Below are 17408 nucleotides of genomic sequence, written 5' to 3'. Positions count from 1 at the left end.
GTACCAACGCCTTTTTGGGTATTCCAGTTGTGAAACATATACGCAACTCTTACCGATCAGGCTGTTTCCAGCCACGTACCTCGAAAAATTCGCACAACGCCCACCGATCAAGCTGTATCCAACCGAGTAACTCGAAAATATCGTACAACACCGACCAATCAAGCTGTATCCAACCGAGTAGCACGAAAAAATCGTACATCTCCCACTAATCAAGCCGTTTCTAGCCACGTAGCTCGAAAAAATCGTACAACGCCGACGGATCAAGCTGTATCCAACCGAGTAGCTCGAAAATATCGTATATTTCCCACCAATCAAGTCGTATCCCAACAGAGCAGCTCGAAAAAATCGTACATCTCCCACTATTCAAGCTGTTTCCAGCACTTAGCTCGAAAATATCGTACAACGCCCATCAATCAAGCCGTATCCTACTGAGCAGCTCGAAAAATTCGTACATCTCCCACTATTCAAGCCGTTTCAAGCCACGTAGCTCGAAAATATCGTACAACGCCGACCGATCAAGCTGTATCCAACCGAGTAGCTCGAAAAAATCGTACATTTCCCAATAATCAAGCCGTTTCCAGCCACGTAGCTCGAAAATATCGTACAAAGCCGACCGATCAGGCTGTTTCCAGCCACGTACCTCGAAAAATTCGCACAACGCCCACCGATCAAGCTGTATCCAACCGAGTAACTCGAAAATATCGTACAACGTCCACCGATCAAGCCATATTTCACCGAGCAACTCGAAAAAATCGTACATCTCCCACTATTCAAGCCGTTTCATGCCACGTAGCTCGAAAATATCGTACAACGCCGACCGATCAAGCCATATTTCACCGAGTAGCTCGAAAAAATCGTACAACTCGTACAAAACCGACTAAAAAGCCATCCGATACAGCGGAAGAAGCGTAGAGAAGGTTTCCTCAGCACGTTGGATGAACGCATCGCCGTTCTTAAGCAAGTCATCTGTCCGTCCAAGATGGATACCGCAGGTGAGCTCAGAGGCTTTTACTGTTTTTAATCGGGTAAACAGCTCACTTAGCTGTTCGTCGGATAATTCACCGTGAACCATCCCTGTCGGAACCATGTGATCCTTAGACCATACGAAATGAGGAGGTACGGCACTTCTAATGGAATCTAGCTCGGCCAGAGCACGCTCTGCAAAAATATTTTTGCTAGGGCATTCATAAATGATTGCAAATTGAACGAACACATGTGTAGACCAAAGCCCGATTTGAAAATGCGGATGCGCTTTGTACCCGCGTTTGTTGTTGGCGTAAGCTACCCAAGTGTCATGTGGCGGGTTGACGGTACGGCGAGCGTGCTTAGCGACATGGGCAAACATTTCTTCCCCACATGCTTGCGAGAGGTACCGAGCAAGCTGATCTCCGAGCGAATTTAACTTAGGGCGTACCCGGTCAATTAAAGCTTCCATACGGGGCTCCAGTCCTTCAATTTCAAAAACATCAAAATCATTGCTACTAAAGCCCGTAAATAGGGCGGTGTCGATTGCACTCATTGTCTCATTTCTCCTAGTAGTTATTTTTTCAAATAAAAAATAGCGATTTGCGTACGGTCGCGTAAAGCTAATTTGCTTAATATTTCGGAAATATAGTTTTTGACAGTGCCTTCACTTAAGAAAAGTGCGCCAGCAATTTCTTTGTTGGAATTACCCTCTGCGATCAAACGAATAATGTCTTGCTCGGCTGGAGTTAAACCAAGTGCTGCCAGATCTTTTTCAGTCTTATCTGGTTTAGATGCTTGTTCAGCATGGCTTCCGCGTAAATCGAGCATGCCTGCTAGCTTGCGTGCAATATCGGGATGGATCAGATGATTGCCTTCGAATACTGATTTAATGCCAGAAATAATTCGTGCTGGGGGGACATTTTTAAGTAAATAGCCATTCGCGCCATTGCGAATAGCTTGAACGATATATTCATCATCATCGAAGGTAGTGAGAATAAGCACGGATGGTGGTTTATCCAGCTGCTTGAGCTTTCGCGTACCTTCTACTCCGTCGCAAATGGGCATTCGGATATCCATGAGTACAATATCAATACCCGATTGCTGCTTAGCGAATTGATAGGCTTCCTCACCATTTCCGCAAGTCCCAACGATTTGTAACTCGGGATCAAGATCTAATATGACATTCAGGCTTTCGCGAATGAAGGGATCATCGTCAACTATGAGTACTTGTATCAAGGGCTATTCTCCTTCTATTGGTGGCGTTGTTTCATGGTAGGGCACAATAGTCGTAATGACAAATCCGTGTTCTAGTGACACAACAAGCTGGCCGCCTAACAGGGTTAGTCTTTCCTGCATCCCTCTTAGACCCATTCCAAATGCAACTGCATCTGGAAGCTTGCCGTTGTTCGTAATGCTCATTGTTATTTGATCAGAAGTGAAATCAACTACGATTTCAACAGTTGATGCACCGCCATGTCGGACGGCGTTGGTGATGGCTTCTTGTGCATTCCGGTACAAAACATATTCCACGCTCGGATAAAGTGGAAAAGGCTTGCCCGTTATGTCGAAAGAAACATCGATTTGCAAGTCTCTTCCAGCATCCTCAATTAATCTATGTAACGCGTAACGTCTTGCATTGCTTGCTTCCTTGGGCTGGAGCTTCCGAACAGTATAGCGCATATTGTTCATACTCTCTTCCAATTGATCGCGAACCTGCTCAATCATATGGTTAGCTTTCTTAGGATCCCGTTCCAGGAGCTGTAGCGCCGCTTCCGTCATCATCTTAACGCGAATGAGTCGGTGGCCTAAATCATCGTGGAGCTCAGTGGCAATGCGGCCACGCTCCTGAACCTGTGCATAATCCTCGATCTTCCTAGCGTACTCCAGCGTTCTTGTAAGCTCCTGTTCAACAATATCTTGCTTCAAGGATAGTGTTTCATAGCTGCGCTCAAGCTGAAGCTGTTTGCGTGTCATGGCTTGAATGGCCACTAACAGCAATGTTAGTGCTAGCCAAGTTAAATTCACAATCCAAATATGAAGCGAATCTTCTTGGTGAGAAGCTACGTTCAACGCAACATTAGTGAGAAGTACCAAGGACACAATCTCAATAGGTCTGCGAAAATAGAGGAAGATTGAAACTAAGCTGGAATAGAGAAGAAAAAATAACAGTCCGCCGTAGGTGTAGGATAACCATCCGAAGCCTATTATCTCAATAGGTACTAGCAAGTAACTAAATCGTGGTGCTAGCTCAGTAATCCTTACGAGCAGAAGGGCAAACAACAGATAAGCTACATAAGTAGCTATTGAAGGTATGGATATTACGTAAACGGTGGCAATGGCAGGCAGCACGATGAGCAGATGCTGCAACCAGACAAGCAGCTGCCGCATGCAGGCGCTCCTTCCGGGATCAGGGTTGAGAACATTATAGCATTCAGTAAATGACTTTTGTCACCTTATAACGATTAAGAAGGTGACTCAGTGTACCTGTTGGATGAGATGCTGTCGTTTACAATGGAATAAATAAGGTTGGAGAGGGGCTTTCCGTTATGGCATTGGTTGAATTCAAAGGAGTCGTTAAAAGATACGAAACAAATATAAGTGTTAATCATTTAAATCTAGAAATTACTCAAGGTGAAATATTCGGGCTATTAGGTCCTAATGGCGCAGGCAAAAGCACGACAATTCATTTGCTTGCTGGGTTACTTTCACTTGATGGCGGTGAAATTACGCTCGATGGATATTCCACGGCAAAGAACCCGCTTGAGGTTAAACGGCGGCTTGGACTTGTGCCACAGGAGCTGGCGATCTACCCTTTGTTAACTGCGCGTGAGAATGTAACCTTTTTCGCTAGACTATATGGGCTTAAAGGTAGCCTGCTGAAGGAAAGGGTAGAAGAGGCGCTCGAATTTACTGGGCTACAGAAGTATGCCAAAGATAAGCCGCAGTCCTTTTCCGGAGGGATGAAGAGAAGATTGAATATCGCATGTTCAATTATGCATAGGCCCAAATTAATTATTATGGATGAGCCAACGGTCGGCATAGACCCTCAATCCCGTAACCATATTCTAGAATCGGTTAAAAAGCTTAACGCCATGGGGTCGACTATTATTTATACGAGCCACTACATGGAAGAAGTCGAAGCCATTAGCACCAGAATTGGGATTATGGATCAGGGTAAGCTTGTCGCACATGGGACAAAGGAGGAGCTTATTCAGCAAGCCGGGCTTAAGGAACGGTTGATGCTGGAATGCAACCGGTTCACGGAGGAAGCCGCAGAAGAAATTCGCACGCATCCACGGATCACTTTTTTCCAACGGAGAGAGGATAGCAAGCTGGAGCTCGTGCTACAAGAGTCGCAGACGTATCTTCAAGACATCTTGTTCATTCTAAGTAAGCATGGTCTGGCACTACAGAAGCTAACTCGGGTAGAGCCGGATTTAGAAAGCTTATTTTTGTCCATGACTGGGCACACCTTGCGTGATGGGGTTTAACGACTGGGAAGAGGAAGGAGGAATATAATCATGAGATTAGTGCTGTTAATGGCATGGAACGAGATCAATCAGCTTATTAGAATTCGTACTGTTATTTTAATGCTGCTGGTGCTTCCTTTATTGCTCATTTTTCTATTAGGCAATGCTTTGGATGGTGATACTAGGGCTGTGAAGCTCTCTATATATTCAGCGGAAAATGATGAATTAAGCTTATCGGCTAAGCAATATTTAACATCTGCTGAGGTTAGCTCTTATTTGGATTCTCGAATACGCGATAGTGTGGATGAGGTTCAGGATGATTTGCTCTCGGGTAAATCAGATTACGGATTTGTGGTAGTGGAAGGAGAGATCCACCTCTATCCAGGCAAATTCACGGAGCGTAATATGATTGCAGAATCGATGCTGAATCGGTTTATAGCGGATAGGAACATCATCCAATCGGCTCAAATACTGCTTCCGCAGCTGACACAAGATCAGGTTAATAGCAGTCAGAAAGAATTGGCTAGCTCTCGCTCCTTGGTTCAAATCGGCAATCTTGTTTCAGGCGACATAACAGATTTCAATAAGTTTTCGGCACTTCAGTACAATTCAGTTGCTTATTTGGTTATGTTTATGTTGTATTCGGGAATGACAGGAGCGATTGGGATTACGAAAGAGAGGGATACAGGAACATTACTAAGGCTGTATGCGATGCCAGTATCTCTGAATACGATGCTGTTAGGCAAATTAATAGGGGTAACAATGTTTTCCTTTATCCAAGCTGCCTTTATTATTTTGTTCACTAAAGAGATATATGGTGTGAATTGGGGAACGGATTATGGAGGAATTGCACTCGTTTGTGTACTGGTTTCTATGGCAACGGTGAGCTTTGCGATTATTATCTCCTCGTTCATTAGAAGCCGCAGAGGGATTGAGTCTATTTTCAGTCTATTGATTATTGTAATGACCTTCCTAAGCGGGGGGATGATTGTTGATTTAGGGGCTAGCATTCGGAGAATTGGAAAGTTCACCATCAATCATTGGGCCAATGAAGCGCTCCGCCGCATGATGGCTGGAGGAAGCTTATCTGAGAGCTGGCAGGCTGTCACAATCTTAAGCGCGATTACGCTAGTACTTATTGGATTATCAATTGTAAGATTTCGAAAGGCGGTGGCCTTGTCATGAACAGCTTATTTATTGCAAGGCTCATTATTAAAAGAACAATTGGTACTCGTAAAAGCATCATAATGTTAGTTCTCTTACCCATTATCGTTATTTCTGGAATTATTGGTTTGTTCGGTAAAGCATCAGATGACAAGGCTCTAATTGCTGTTCTAAATGAAGATCAGAGTTGGATGGGCGATCGCATTATACAATCTGTTCAATCCATTGATAGCTATCAAATTGAAATGCAGGACCCTAGTACAGCTAAACTAGAGCAACTAAAAAATAATGTTTATGATGGCAAATGGGCTGGGCTAATCCATATACCTGCTGGCTTCACGGAGAAAATGCTAGCTGGTGATCCGATAGAAGTTAATCTGTTTCGCAAAAATGAACAGCTATGGAGCGCCTCTCTTGGGATTACGCTTAAGGAGGCAACGGGGAAAATAGCCCAAAGCGTTCAGCTCGTTTCACTATCCGGAGAAGAAACGCAGCGGAAAGATCAGCTAGTTCCTGAGCTCCTGCAACAGCAGGAGGAGTGGGGCATCCCTGTCATCCATACGAAAATAGTTAATACGTACAATAATGCCTTTGTTCTGGTAGTTGGTCTAACACTTTTGTTCATTATGATTTTGGCTAATCAATCGATACACGGCATTATGGAGGACCGGGGTAACCGGACGATGGCAAGAATGTTCACTGCACCAGTGAGGGCCTTTGAGATTGCACTTGGTAACTTTCTAGGCTGCTTAATTCTCGGGACGCTACAGTTGGTTCTAATATTAGCTGTCACTCGCTATGTCATTGGATTTGATTTTGGACTTTCGTTTGGTAAGCTGCTCATTATTATGGAATTTTTCTTGCTCGCAGCAGTTGGCATCTCTTCTGCAGTTGCTGGAATTGTCAAGAATAGTGCCAATCTAGGGAGCATTAACAATTTGGTGGTCATCCCGACGTGTATGATCGGAGGCTGTTTCTGGCCGGTGTCGATGATGCCTGAATTTATGCAGAAGCTCTCAAGCTTCACGCCACAGAGGTGGGCCATTGTTGCTATGGAGCGAGCTTCATTCGGTTCCACGTTGTCTGATATCGGCTTGGAGCTCGGTATATTGCTTCTTTTTGCAGCTGTGCTGTTGGCATTTGGTTCCTATGTTCTAAGACCTGCCCAAAGCTAATACTAACTCGTTAATTTCGCTTCGGTTATACCGGAGCGGAATTTTTGTATAAAATGTGCGAGAAAATAGTCAAGAAACCAAGTTGCCATTACATAAGATGGAGTATAAGATATAAGTAAGCGGCAATAGTCAGACAATTCGGTCAATATCTCAAACCATGCGATAAAAGCAGGAGGGGGGATGGCCGTGAATCGCAGTCATGAAGTGGAATATTGTAATCTGGAGCTTCGATTTGATCGTCGCCAAATTCAGAATTTGATTCGTGAATTGATTCAGGAAGGCTATTCCTTGTACTGGAACGAGAGCGAGCACCAATTTATTGTTTCCATCCGGACAGGGCGGAAGCTGCTCAAGCTTAAATTTCTAAGGGTACTGGGTCGCTACAAGATGGTTGGAGATTATTTGGTTAAGGATGAGAAGCTATCGCTCTGGATTGAGAAGCTAATCAATGATTCTCGAGGTCATGCTGTTGTAAAGAGAATTCATGACCACCAAGTGCTTAGGATCGAGAACATCATGTTCGGTGAAATTATCCGTCTCGTGGAGGTGTCCGGCATGGAACATCGGATTATTTTTCAAAAAAGGCCGCAAGTTACAGTTGAAGACATGGTTCAGGCTTTCAAATCCAAAAGAGCCGAACAACGTGCGGGAGTTATGCGTCTAGAAATTGATTATGAGCTTGCAGTTCTTCATGAGGCACTTGTGAATGGATGGTCGGAAACGATCGAAGCAAGTAAAGAGAGACTGAAGGGCATGCGCACGGAGATGTTGCTTTTGGAGCTGTGACGAGGGCAGTAACTCAATATACAACAAAAGCGGAGTTCCCTGTATGGGAGGGCTCCGCTTTTGTTTATGCTTGTTTATCCTTGAGCGAACTCAAGCTCGATGTGAATTTTGATCGCATCACCGATGAGAATGCCGCCGGTTTCAAGTGCAGCGTTATAAGTAAGACCGAAATCAGAACGATTAATAATTCCATCTGCAACGACTCCGAATTTTGAGTTGCCCCACGGGTCCTTGGCAGGACCTGCGATTTCAGTATTAAGCGTAATCGACTTGGTTACACCAGCAATGGTAATATCGCCGGTCAGCTTGTAATCTTCTCCGCCTTTGGCTTCGAGTGAAGTTTTCTTGAAAACAATTTGTGGAAATTGCTCGACATTGAAGAAATCAGGAGATTTCAAATGGCCGTCGCGTCCATCGTCCTTAGTGTTAATGCTGTCTACGTTGATGGATAAGCTTGCTTCTAATGCGGAGAGATTATCGCTGTCTGCTAATACAACAGCATCGAATTCATTAAAGCTTCCACGTACGTTAGTAATCATCATGTGACGTACGCTGAAATTAATTCCGCTGTGTGACTTATCCAGTACCCAATTGCTTGCTGCCATAATGAACACTTCCTTTACTTTTTATATTTACTATTAAATAATAAGTAACAAAAAATAGCAAGAGAAATTTTAGGGAAACGTTGGAAAATCTCAAAGAAGACAAATGATGGTTTTCATCTTTGTGTAAAAAGAGTACAATAGTTCTATTGTGAAAATTTTGTTCTAAAGGATGAAGATAATCATGTCTAATGCAAACATTGGTGTAGTCGGCTTAGCTGTAATGGGTCGTAACCTTGCTCTTAATATTGAGAGCCGTGGATTTACTGTTGCGGTATACAACCGCTCGAAAGAAAAAACAGATGATTTGTTGAATACAGACGGACAAGGTAAGAAGCTTGTTGGAACGTATTCTGTTGAAGAATTCGTAAACTCCCTTGAGAAGCCTCGTAAAATTCTTATCATGGTACAAGCAGGGGCAGGAACGGATGCGACGATTGAATCCTTAATTCCACATTTGGATCAAGGAGATATCATCATTGATGGCGGTAATGCATACTTCCCGGATACACAGCGTCGTAGCAAGGATTTGACGGCAAAAGGTTTCCACTTTATCGGAACAGGCGTATCTGGCGGAGAAGAAGGCGCGCTTAAAGGCCCATCCATTATGCCAGGTGGACCAGAAGAAGCTTACCGTTTAGTCGAACCAATCCTTACTGGAATTTCCGCTAAAGTGAACGGCGATCCTTGCTGTACATACATCGGACCTGACGGTGCTGGTCACTATGTTAAGATGGTGCACAACGGTATTGAGTACGGTGATATGCAGCTTATCTGCGAAGCTTACCAATTGCTGAAAGACGTTCTTGGAGTTTCAACGGATGAGCTTCACACTATCTTCGCTGAGTGGAACAAGGGTGAGCTGGATAGCTACCTAATCGAGATCACTACTGATATTTTTGCTCAGAAGGATCCGGAAACTGGCAAGCCTATGATTGATGTCATCCTAGATGCTGCTGGTCAAAAGGGAACAGGAAAATGGACGAGCCAAAGCGCGCTTGATCTTGGTGTTCCTTTGTCGATTATTACGGAGTCGGTTTTCTCACGTTTCCTTTCCGCAATGAAGGAAGAACGGGTTGCTGCAAGCAAAGTGCTTAAAGGACCTAAAACAAACGCATTCCAAGGCGACAAAGCTGCATTCATTGAGAGTGTAAGAAAAGCATTGTTCGCCAGCAAAATTTGCTCTTATGCACAAGGGTTCGCTCAAATGCGTGCTGCTTCAGAAGAGTATGGCTGGGACTTGCGCTACGGCGATATCGCGATGATCTTCCGCGGTGGTTGCATCATTCGTGCACGCTTCTTGCAAAACATTAAAGATGCCTATGACCGTGATCCAGAGCTACGCAACCTTCTGTTGGACGAATACTTCAAAGACGTTGTTGAAGCGTATCAGGATGCTTGGCGCGAGGTCGTATCTACGGCTATCGCTTACGGAATTCCAGTACCGTCGTTCGCGAGCGCTATTGCTTATTATGATAGCTACCGTTCTGAGCGTTTGCCTGCGAATTTGCTTCAAGCTCAACGCGACTACTTTGGTGCACATACATTCAAACGTTTGGACAAAGAAGGCTCCTTCCACCACAACTGGATTAATTCTTAATTCAGTCGTGGGGAAGAAGCTCGTTCAACATCGCACGGAAGCAGGCGGTTTCTTGACCGCTTGGACTGCGCCGATGTAGGAGAAGTAAGGCCATATCCGCGAAACAGGCGAAATGGGCAAGCAGCTGTGGCCGATCGAGCCCCGACCATTCGGGAGCTCCGTCGGCCACTTTTTTCTTAATGAAGCCGAGTGCCCACAGCACATCCTCCCTGCATAGCGGGTACGAGGGGTCGAGTAGACGGCGGAGCGATTGATCGTTTTGCGGAAAAACAGGTTTATATTCCAAATGCAGCATCACCTTTGGGGATAAGTTTGTACACTATCAAAGTTACGGAAAAACTCGTCGTTTTATACCACTAGATCGATATGCTATGATAGATAAAGCGTAAAATTAAGGAATGGGGAACTTTTTTTGAGCGGAAACGACTCAAGCCAGAATATTATTATTGTTGGCTTCATGGGGACGGGCAAATCTACGGTTAGCCGTTTGTTGTCTGACCGTCTTGGCTGGGAAAGTGTGGATACGGACGAAGAAATTGAAAGGGTAGCCGGTCGATCCATTAAACAGATATTTTCCGAAGATGGAGAAGTCATCTTCCGCGACTGGGAAAGTAAGGTTATAGAAAATGTTCTTAACCAGGGCAAGCGCGTAGTGGCGACCGGAGGCGGAGCCGTGCTGCGTGAGAGCAATCGGCGCAAGATGCTAGCTGGAGGATGGGTTGTAGCACTTACAGCGGACAAGCAAAGCCTTATTCGCCGTGTTACGAGTGCAGCCGCCGCTGGAACAAGACCGCTTCTGGCAGGCGATGCGGAGGAACGGGTCACCACCTTGCTGGAGACGAGGCGGAATGCCTACGATTTCGCGCATGTGATGGTGGACACGTCCAAGCGTTCGCCTTCCGAAGTGGCTGATCTACTTATACAGTGGCTGCCTAAACCGAGAGGTTAGGGCTGATTCGCCCAAGCAAGCATACCGCCGATAAGATTGGTTACCCCTGTATAGCCTAGGGAAGATAAGTATTGGCATGCCTGATCGCTACGGTAGCCGCTGCGACAGATAAATATAACCTCTTCGTCCCGTGGAATTTCTTCGAGCTGCTGAGGTACTTGACCGAGGGGCATATGAATAGCTCCCGGAATAATTCCTTGTGCGACTTCTTCTGCTTCGCGAACGTCAATGAGGTGAATTTTTTCTCCTGCATCGAGCCTTGCTTTCAGTTCCTCAACTGTCGTTGTAGAGTATGAGCTCATGATCGATCATCCTTTCTTATTGCCTAGCATCATCATAAGAAACTGTGGATGGGAATGTCAATGTAGGGGCGAGGTTTATCATGAGAATTGTACTCGGTATTGCCATAGCTGGCTTTCTTGGGACGATAACCCGTTATGAAATCGGCTTATTGTTTCCACAAAGCACGAGCCCGCTGTCCTTTCCCTGGGCAACCCTTTTTATTAATTTATCCGGCACCTTAATGCTTGGTTATTTATTCGGAAGGTTGTCCCGTCTGCGTATGCCGGAATGGGTAGGTGAAGTCGTTGGCACCGGTTTTATAGGCTCTTATACGACGTTCAGCGCATTTAATGGGCAGTTGTGGGAATTGCTAGAGCATCATGCTTATGTTTATTCAGCAGCCTACGTCTTATTAAGTGGCGTTGGTGGCTGGCTGCTTGCAGTTGCTGGCTTAGCTTGGGGAAGGGGCAAGCCTTCATGAGCGATATAGCTGTAATGGCTCTGGTTGGAGTAGGTGGAGCAATCGGTGCGCTGCTGCGTTATGGAATTGGTCGATGGGTTGTTAAGAATAGACGACCTAGCTACTATGGCACCTTAATTGTTAATCTTGTGGGCTCATTCGCGATAGGTGTATTTTTAGGACTCCAATTCGAACAGGAGCACCTTATGGCTAATCGGATTGCAGTCGTTGGCTTGTTAGGTGGATTCACGACTTATTCTACTCTCAACGTACAGAAAGTGACGATGAGGGATAGGGAGTCCAAACGTACAATTGGGATTTATTTAGCTGCTACATACATTGGAGGATTTGGCTTAACGGCGTTAGGTGTCGGATTAGGTTATCTTCTACATACATAGTTTACAAGGAGCGTGTTTGTTAATGGATATGATCGTTACCCCTACAGGAAAGCTCAATGGTGAAATACAAGCCCTATCGTCTAAAAACTATACGACACGTTATTTGCTTGTGTCTGCATTATCTGAAGGGACAAGCACAATATTGTATCCCGCACACAGTGAAGATGGAGAAGCGATGCGTCGCTGTATTCGTGATCTGGGAGCTGTGGTGGAGGAAGATTCAGAGAAAATTGTTATTACTGGCTTTGGTCGTAACCCTCATCCTACGAAAGAGCTTGATGTAGGTAATGCAGGTGCCGTTTTACGGTTCATTATGTCCATTGCTGCATTGCTGCCAGAGGTCAATTTCATCAATGCATACCCCGAGTCTCTAGGCAAAAGACCTCATGATGACTTAATTGTCGCTCTAGAGAGCATGGGCGTGGAAATTGAGCATACGAATGGTCGCCTGCCGATGACAATTAAAGGTGGAAACCCTCGTGGTGGTAAAATAAAGGTTTCGGGTCACGTAAGCTCCCAGTTTCTTAGCTCTCTCTTGTTCTTGACACCACTTCTTGATGAAGACAGCGAGATCGAAGTGTTACATGATCTGAAGTCTAAGGTCGTTATCGGTCAAACCTTAGAGGTGCTTGCTCAAGCAGGTATTGTCATTGAAGCTTCCGAGGATCTTATGCATTATAAAATTCCCGGCAAACAGAAGTACAAGGCGCAGACCTATACGGTGCAAGGAGATTATCCTGGCTCTGCAGCGATATTAGCTGCTGCTGCAGTAACGGAATCCGATGTTGTCGTTCACCGTCTGATGGAGGAGAGCAAGCAAGGGGAGCGCGCAGTTGTTGATGTACTTCGTGCTATGAACGTTCCTTTAACACATGAGAATGGCGTTGTTCATGTTAAAGGTAACGGACGATTGACGGCAGTTGAGTTCGATGGAGATGAATTCACAGACGGCGTGTTAGCGATGGTTGCCGCTGCCGTATTCGCAGAAGGAACCTCTCGTTTCTATAATGTTGAAAATTTGCGTTACAAAGAGTGTGATCGAATTACCGATTATTTAGCGGAGCTACGTAAAGCGGGAGCGCGAGTGGAAGAGAAGAAGGATGAAATTATCGTCCATGGTCGACCAGAAGGCGTAGAAGGCGGCGTGGAAATTGATGCTCACTACGACCATCGTGTTATTATGGCGCTCACGGTTGTAGGTTTGCGTTCTGCTGCTCCGATTCGAATCAAGGATGCACATCATGTCGCTAAATCGTACCCCATCTATTTTGACCATCTGAAAGCGCTTGGCGCTAAGGTTGAATGGGTAGACTAAGCGGATCTACCAACTACAAAGGGAGGCAATGAGGCTATGTCGTACGTTCATCCATCACGCGAAGAAATTAAACAAATATTGTTGGATTCTCCTACAATAGCAGTGGTCGGATTGTCTGATGATCCTTCCAAGGTTTCATACATGGTTTCCGAGGCTATGCAGAAGAAGGGCTACCGAATTATCCCGGTTAATCCGAAAGCAGCATCTATACTCGGTGAAACCTGCTATGCATCGCTAAAGGATATTCCTCATCCTGTTGATATCGTTAATGTTTTTCGTCGTCCTGAGCATACTCCTCCGATTGCGGAGGAGGCTGTTGCTATCGGCGCTAAAGTGCTGTGGCTCCAATTAGGTATATTGAATGAGGAAGCGGCAGAGATCGCCAGCGCACGCGGGCTGCGCGTTATTATGGATCGTTGCATCAAAGTAGAAGATTCCATTCTTCTTCCGAACGGTAGGGCGACACTGTAGGAGACTAAGTTATCATTCAAGAAAGAGTTGCATCCAGCAACTCTTTCTAACGGAAAGGAGGGGAAACGCTTGTACGGAATTGGCTATCTCCAGAGGTTAGGAAGGGCTATGATGCTGCCGATGACGGTGCTACCTGCCGCCGCTATATTTCTAATGCTGGCTCGATTGCCTTGGGATTCCTTCGGATGGCCACTAGTGCCCGAGCTTCTTCATGCTGCGGGAATGGCTATATTTCAATATGTTCCCTATGTATTTGCGATAGGCATCGCACTAGGAATGTCCAATCAGACCGCGACCGCAGGAATGGCCGCGTTAACAGGGATGTTTATTTTTCATATTGTAACTCATACCTATGATCCGAACGGCGTACAACCCTCCATGTTTGCGGGAGCAATCATTGGGGTTCTTTCCGCTTGGGCTCATGATCGGTTTAAATCGTTTCAGCTACCCGAATTTTTGCAATTTATTGGGGGCTCGCGGTTTGTTCCGCTTTTCATGAGTGTCGTCTCCTTGCTATTCGCTTGGCTTATGATCGGTGCAGGTGAAGGACTTAAGAGCTGGGCAGCATCAGCAGGCACGCTTGTTTATTCTGCAGGTGGCTTTGGTGTTTTTTTATATGGCTTTTTACATCGAATATTAGTAGCTTTTGGTCTTCATCATATATTGAACCATTTGTTCTGGTTTCAGGTCGGGCAGTATGAGGACACGAGCGGTGCGATATATTTCGGTGATTTGCCGCGTTTTTTTGCAGGAGATCCTACAGCTGGAACGTTCATGGCAGGGCTCTATCCTGTGATGATGTTTGCTTTACCAGCGATAGCATTTGCAATTATTCATGAAGCCCGAGAAGATTTGAAGCCAAAGACAAGCAAGCAATTTAGAGTAGCAGCGCTTGGCTCTTTTCTTACAGGAATTACAGAGCCGGTTGAATTTGCTTTCTTATTCGTGGCCCCCTATTTATTTCTTATTCATGCGCTTCTTTCGGGGGGGATCATGTGGCTTGTGTACGAGCTTGATATCCATCATGGATTTACCTTCTCCGCGGGGGCGCTTGAATACCTAGTTAATATGCCGCTAGCGCACCGAGGATGGCTATTGCTTCCGATAGGTGTTGCGGTAGCACTGATTTATTATGTATTATTTCGCTGGAGCATCAGGCGCTTTCAACTGGCTACACCTGGGCGGGAAGACGCGACAAGGCTGGACGATTGGGCTGGACATATTCCGTACCGCGCGCCTTTAATCTTGCAGGCACTAGGCGGTAAGGAAAATATGATCAGGCTGGAGGCTTGTATAACTCGACTTCGGCTTACGTTAGAGGATGATCGCAAGGTGGATGTACAATCGCTGCGTCATCTAGGCGCGGCAGGAGTTATTCGCCTTGGGGGCGGTAATGTCCAGGTTGTGTTCGGCACCTTCTCTGAACTTATTAGAGAAGAAATTCATAAGCATATGCAGATGGACGTTCAACAGGTACAATTCCACTCTCCTGTTCAAGGAAGAATGATTCCACTTGAAGAGGTGGACGATCCGATTTTTGCTCAGCGATTGGTTGGACGTGGAGTCGCATTTATTCCCGATAAGGGAGAGTTGGTCGCACCTGTTCAGGGGAAAGTCATTCATATCCATCCTTCCTTGCATGCTATCGGCTTATTAACGAAAGACGGGCTGGAGGTTCTCCTTCATGTAGGAATTAATACCTCGCATCTAGAAGGAAAAGGTTTCACCATTCTAGTCAAGATGGGGGACGAGGTATCACCAGGACAGCCCTTACTTAAATTCCATCTTCCAACCTTGAAGAAGCATGCCAAGTCATTAGCCACGCCGATGGTCATTACAAACAGTGATATCGTTAAATCCTGGCGCTTCGCACCATTTAAAGTCGTTAAAAAGGGTCAGGCTGCGGTGATGTCGGTTGTCGTGAACGAGAGAGAGAACAAGGGGGCGGAGAAATGATACAAGCATTAGGTGCCTCGCAGGGGATAGCCATTGGTAAAGCATTCGTACTACCGCATTGGGAGTGGGAGCTACCGGATCAAAAAATTGACGTTGCAGATTTAGCGAAGGAATTCGATCGACTGTATGAAGGGATTCGTCGTTCTAAAACGGAGATCAACCAGATGAGAACGGAGCTAGACGAGGTTGTCGGCTCCGAGGAGGCTAGTATTTTCGATGCACATCTGGCCATTCTTGAGGATCCTGTGTTCATGTACGAAATTCAAGGGATCATTCAAAGGCAATATAAAGTCGCCGAAGTAGCCGTTAAAGAAGCGATTGATCATTTTGTAACGATGTTTGATCTTCTGGATGATGAGTATATGAAAGAGCGTGCGCTTGATATTAAAGATGTAGGTAATCGTCTTCTTAAGCATTTGCTAGGAGCACCTGATATTTCATTGCCCGAGGATACACAGCCCTTCGTTCTTGTCGTACGTGAGCTGTCACCCTCGCAGCTTGTCCATTTGAAGCCGGATTTGGTGCTTGGAATAGTTACGATGGTTGGGAGTCCAACGTCCCATTCTGCCATTATGGCTAGAGCGTTTGGGATTCCAATGGTTATGGGACTAGAAGGAAAGCTCGAGCAAATCATTGGAACAGGAGACCTGCTTATTATTGATGGCGGGACTGGTGTTCTACAGGTCGATCCGAGCTCGGAAACTGTAGCTCGCTATACAGACTTACGCAGACGCCAAATATCCCAAAGGGAGCAGCTGCTGTCGATAGCGGAATTACCTGCGGTTACGAAGGATGGAGTGTCATTGACACTTGCGGCTAATATTAGCTCATTGAAGGAGCTAGAGGCGGCGCTCAGCAATGGAGCCCAAGGCGTGGGGCTATTCCGTACTGAATTTCTGTATATGGATCGTAACCAGTTTCCTTCAGAGCAAGAGCAATTCGAGGTTTACCGTGCAGTTGTGGAGAAGATTAAGGGCGAGACTTTAATTATACGTACTCTCGATATTGGGGGAGACAAACAGCTTGATTATTATGAGCTGCCAGAAGAAGAAAATCCTTTTCTCGGCTTCAGAGCCATTCGCTTTAGTCTGGACCGTAAGGATTTATTCAAGACGCAGCTTCGTGCCATTCTCCGAGCCTCTCATTTCGGTGATGTGCAAATCATGTATCCGCTCATCGCTTCCGTTGACGAGGTTCGAGAAGCGAATACCGTATTAGCCGAGGCTGAGCGTGAGCTGACTGAGGAGGGCATACCTCATCAAGCTAATATTAAAGTGGGCATAATGATTGAGGTTCCTGCTGCGGTTGCCATCGCAGATATGCTTGCGGAGGAAGTATCATTTTTCAGTATCGGTACGAATGATTTGATTCAATTCACTTTAGCGGTTGATCGGATGAACGAGCAAATTAGCCATTTGTATGAGCCATACCATCCCGCTATATTGCGTATGCTGCGCACAGTGGCTAATGCGGCACATAAGAACGGAATTCCTGTTAATATATGTGGTGAGATCGCAGGGGATGTAAACGCACTGCCGATCTGGCTAGGACTTGGTATTGAAGAATTAAGCTTGTCTGCGCAGGCGATACTTCCGGTCAAAGAGAGTATGCTTCGTACAAAGGCTTCAGAGAGCCGCCAGCTACTAGAAGAAATGTTCCGATGCAAAACTGCGGCTGAAGTTCGAGCGTTAGCTAGTCAGTTTCATATGGAAGCGGCTATGGCATTGGGGAATATCAAACCTTTAATTTAACTAGAAAGTGCCTCCACGCCATTAACTCGGGAAGCCCGGCAGCGTGGAGGCACTTCTTATTTC

At 45.7% G+C, this 17408-nt stretch carries 20 protein-coding genes; 12 read left to right on the top strand and 8 right to left on the bottom strand.

What is annotated here, in order from left to right; genetic code table 11:
* Window positions 1-49: 49 nt before the first annotated feature.
* The 6 genes from KCTCHS21_RS31195 to KCTCHS21_RS19515 all read right to left on the bottom strand — a co-directional run bounded on the left by KCTCHS21_RS31195 (window position 50) and on the right by KCTCHS21_RS19515 (window position 3354).
* Window positions 50-199, bottom strand: coding sequence for a hypothetical protein (locus KCTCHS21_RS31195; protein WP_162309352.1), 150 nt, complete (start codon window positions 197-199; stop codon window positions 50-52).
* A gap of 21 nt (window positions 200-220) precedes the next feature.
* Window positions 221-403, bottom strand: coding sequence for a hypothetical protein (locus KCTCHS21_RS31190; RefSeq protein ID WP_130612165.1), 183 nt, complete (start codon window positions 401-403; stop codon window positions 221-223).
* A 57-nt stretch (window positions 404-460) separates the two neighbouring features.
* Window positions 461-760, bottom strand: coding sequence for a hypothetical protein (locus KCTCHS21_RS19530; RefSeq protein WP_130612162.1), 300 nt, complete (start codon window positions 758-760; stop codon window positions 461-463).
* Window positions 761-877: 117 nt separating this feature from the next.
* Entirely contained in the window at window positions 878-1519 is a 642-nt protein-coding gene (locus KCTCHS21_RS19525; protein WP_130612159.1) for a YktB family protein, read from the bottom strand.
* A 20-nt stretch (window positions 1520-1539) separates the two neighbouring features.
* Window positions 1540-2202, bottom strand: a complete 663-nt coding sequence (locus tag KCTCHS21_RS19520) for a response regulator (RefSeq protein WP_130612156.1) — start codon at window positions 2200-2202, stop codon at window positions 1540-1542.
* Window positions 2203-2205: 3 nt separating this feature from the next.
* Complete coding sequence (locus KCTCHS21_RS19515) at window positions 2206-3354, bottom strand: sensor histidine kinase (protein WP_130612153.1); 1149 nt, start codon at window positions 3352-3354, stop codon at window positions 2206-2208.
* Window positions 3355-3512: 158 nt separating this feature from the next.
* Between KCTCHS21_RS19515 and KCTCHS21_RS19510 the strand changes: the two genes are divergently transcribed.
* The 4 genes from KCTCHS21_RS19510 (at window position 3513) to KCTCHS21_RS19495 (ending at window position 7561) form a co-directional block, all read left to right on the top strand.
* Window positions 3513-4457: an ABC transporter ATP-binding protein gene (locus tag KCTCHS21_RS19510; protein ID WP_130612151.1), complete on the top strand. Its 945-nt coding sequence runs from the start codon at window positions 3513-3515 to the stop codon at window positions 4455-4457.
* A gap of 30 nt (window positions 4458-4487) precedes the next feature.
* On the top strand, window positions 4488-5621 hold the full coding sequence (locus tag KCTCHS21_RS19505) for an ABC transporter permease (protein WP_130612148.1): 1134 nt from the start codon (window positions 4488-4490) through the stop codon (window positions 5619-5621).
* Entirely contained in the window at window positions 5618-6775 is a 1158-nt protein-coding gene (locus KCTCHS21_RS19500) for an ABC transporter permease (protein WP_130612145.1), read from the top strand. Before KCTCHS21_RS19505 ends, KCTCHS21_RS19500 begins: the two co-directional genes overlap by 4 nt.
* Window positions 6776-6961: 186 nt before the next feature.
* On the top strand, window positions 6962-7561 hold the full coding sequence (locus KCTCHS21_RS19495) for a hypothetical protein (RefSeq protein WP_130612142.1): 600 nt from the start codon (window positions 6962-6964) through the stop codon (window positions 7559-7561).
* Window positions 7562-7635: 74 nt separating this feature from the next.
* Here the strand turns inward: KCTCHS21_RS19495 and KCTCHS21_RS19490 are convergent, their stop codons facing one another.
* Window positions 7636-8166, bottom strand: a complete 531-nt coding sequence (locus KCTCHS21_RS19490) for a YceI family protein (RefSeq protein WP_130612139.1) — start codon at window positions 8164-8166, stop codon at window positions 7636-7638.
* Between the two features lie 181 nt (window positions 8167-8347).
* On the opposite strand from KCTCHS21_RS19490, the gene gndA reads away from it, so the two are divergent.
* Window positions 8348-9763, top strand: a complete 1416-nt coding sequence (gene gndA, locus KCTCHS21_RS19485; protein ID WP_130612136.1) for an NADP-dependent phosphogluconate dehydrogenase — start codon at window positions 8348-8350, stop codon at window positions 9761-9763.
* 412 nt (window positions 9764-10175) lie between these two features.
* Window positions 10176-10712: a shikimate kinase gene (locus KCTCHS21_RS19480; protein WP_269472718.1), complete on the top strand. Its 537-nt coding sequence runs from the start codon at window positions 10176-10178 to the stop codon at window positions 10710-10712.
* On the opposite strand, the gene KCTCHS21_RS19475 is transcribed toward KCTCHS21_RS19480, so the two are convergent.
* Complete coding sequence (locus KCTCHS21_RS19475) at window positions 10709-11014, bottom strand: rhodanese-like domain-containing protein (protein WP_130612133.1); 306 nt, start codon at window positions 11012-11014, stop codon at window positions 10709-10711. The genes KCTCHS21_RS19480 and KCTCHS21_RS19475 overlap by 4 nt on opposite strands.
* Window positions 11015-11094: 80 nt before the next feature.
* On the opposite strand from KCTCHS21_RS19475, the gene KCTCHS21_RS19470 reads away from it, so the two are divergent.
* From KCTCHS21_RS19470 to ptsP, 6 genes are all read left to right on the top strand, one after another.
* Complete coding sequence (locus tag KCTCHS21_RS19470; protein WP_130612130.1) at window positions 11095-11475, top strand: fluoride efflux transporter FluC; 381 nt, start codon at window positions 11095-11097, stop codon at window positions 11473-11475.
* Complete coding sequence (locus KCTCHS21_RS19465; protein WP_130612127.1) at window positions 11472-11852, top strand: fluoride efflux transporter FluC; 381 nt, start codon at window positions 11472-11474, stop codon at window positions 11850-11852. Before KCTCHS21_RS19470 ends, KCTCHS21_RS19465 begins: the two co-directional genes overlap by 4 nt.
* Before the next feature lie 22 nt (window positions 11853-11874).
* On the top strand, window positions 11875-13167 hold the full coding sequence (gene aroA, locus KCTCHS21_RS19460) for a 3-phosphoshikimate 1-carboxyvinyltransferase (protein ID WP_130612124.1): 1293 nt from the start codon (window positions 11875-11877) through the stop codon (window positions 13165-13167).
* A gap of 36 nt (window positions 13168-13203) precedes the next feature.
* Window positions 13204-13638 (top strand): CoA-binding protein, encoded by a 435-nt coding sequence (locus KCTCHS21_RS19455; RefSeq protein WP_130612121.1) that lies wholly within the window; start codon window positions 13204-13206, stop codon window positions 13636-13638.
* Window positions 13639-13746: 108 nt separating this feature from the next.
* Entirely contained in the window at window positions 13747-15594 is a 1848-nt protein-coding gene (locus KCTCHS21_RS19450) for a glucose PTS transporter subunit IIA (protein ID WP_408621813.1), read from the top strand.
* A complete protein-coding gene (gene ptsP / locus KCTCHS21_RS19445; protein ID WP_130612115.1) occupies window positions 15591-17345 on the top strand; it encodes a phosphoenolpyruvate--protein phosphotransferase in 1755 nt (584 codons plus the stop codon). Before KCTCHS21_RS19450 ends, ptsP begins: the two co-directional genes overlap by 4 nt.
* Window positions 17346-17408 lie beyond the last annotated feature (63 nt).

It is taken from the genome of Cohnella abietis (assembly GCF_004295585.1).
Classification (GTDB): Bacteria; Bacillota; Bacilli; order Paenibacillales; family Paenibacillaceae; genus Cohnella; species Cohnella abietis.
The sequence above is the reverse complement of the archived record's forward strand: the minus strand, read 5'-3'. Positions and strand labels throughout refer to the sequence as shown.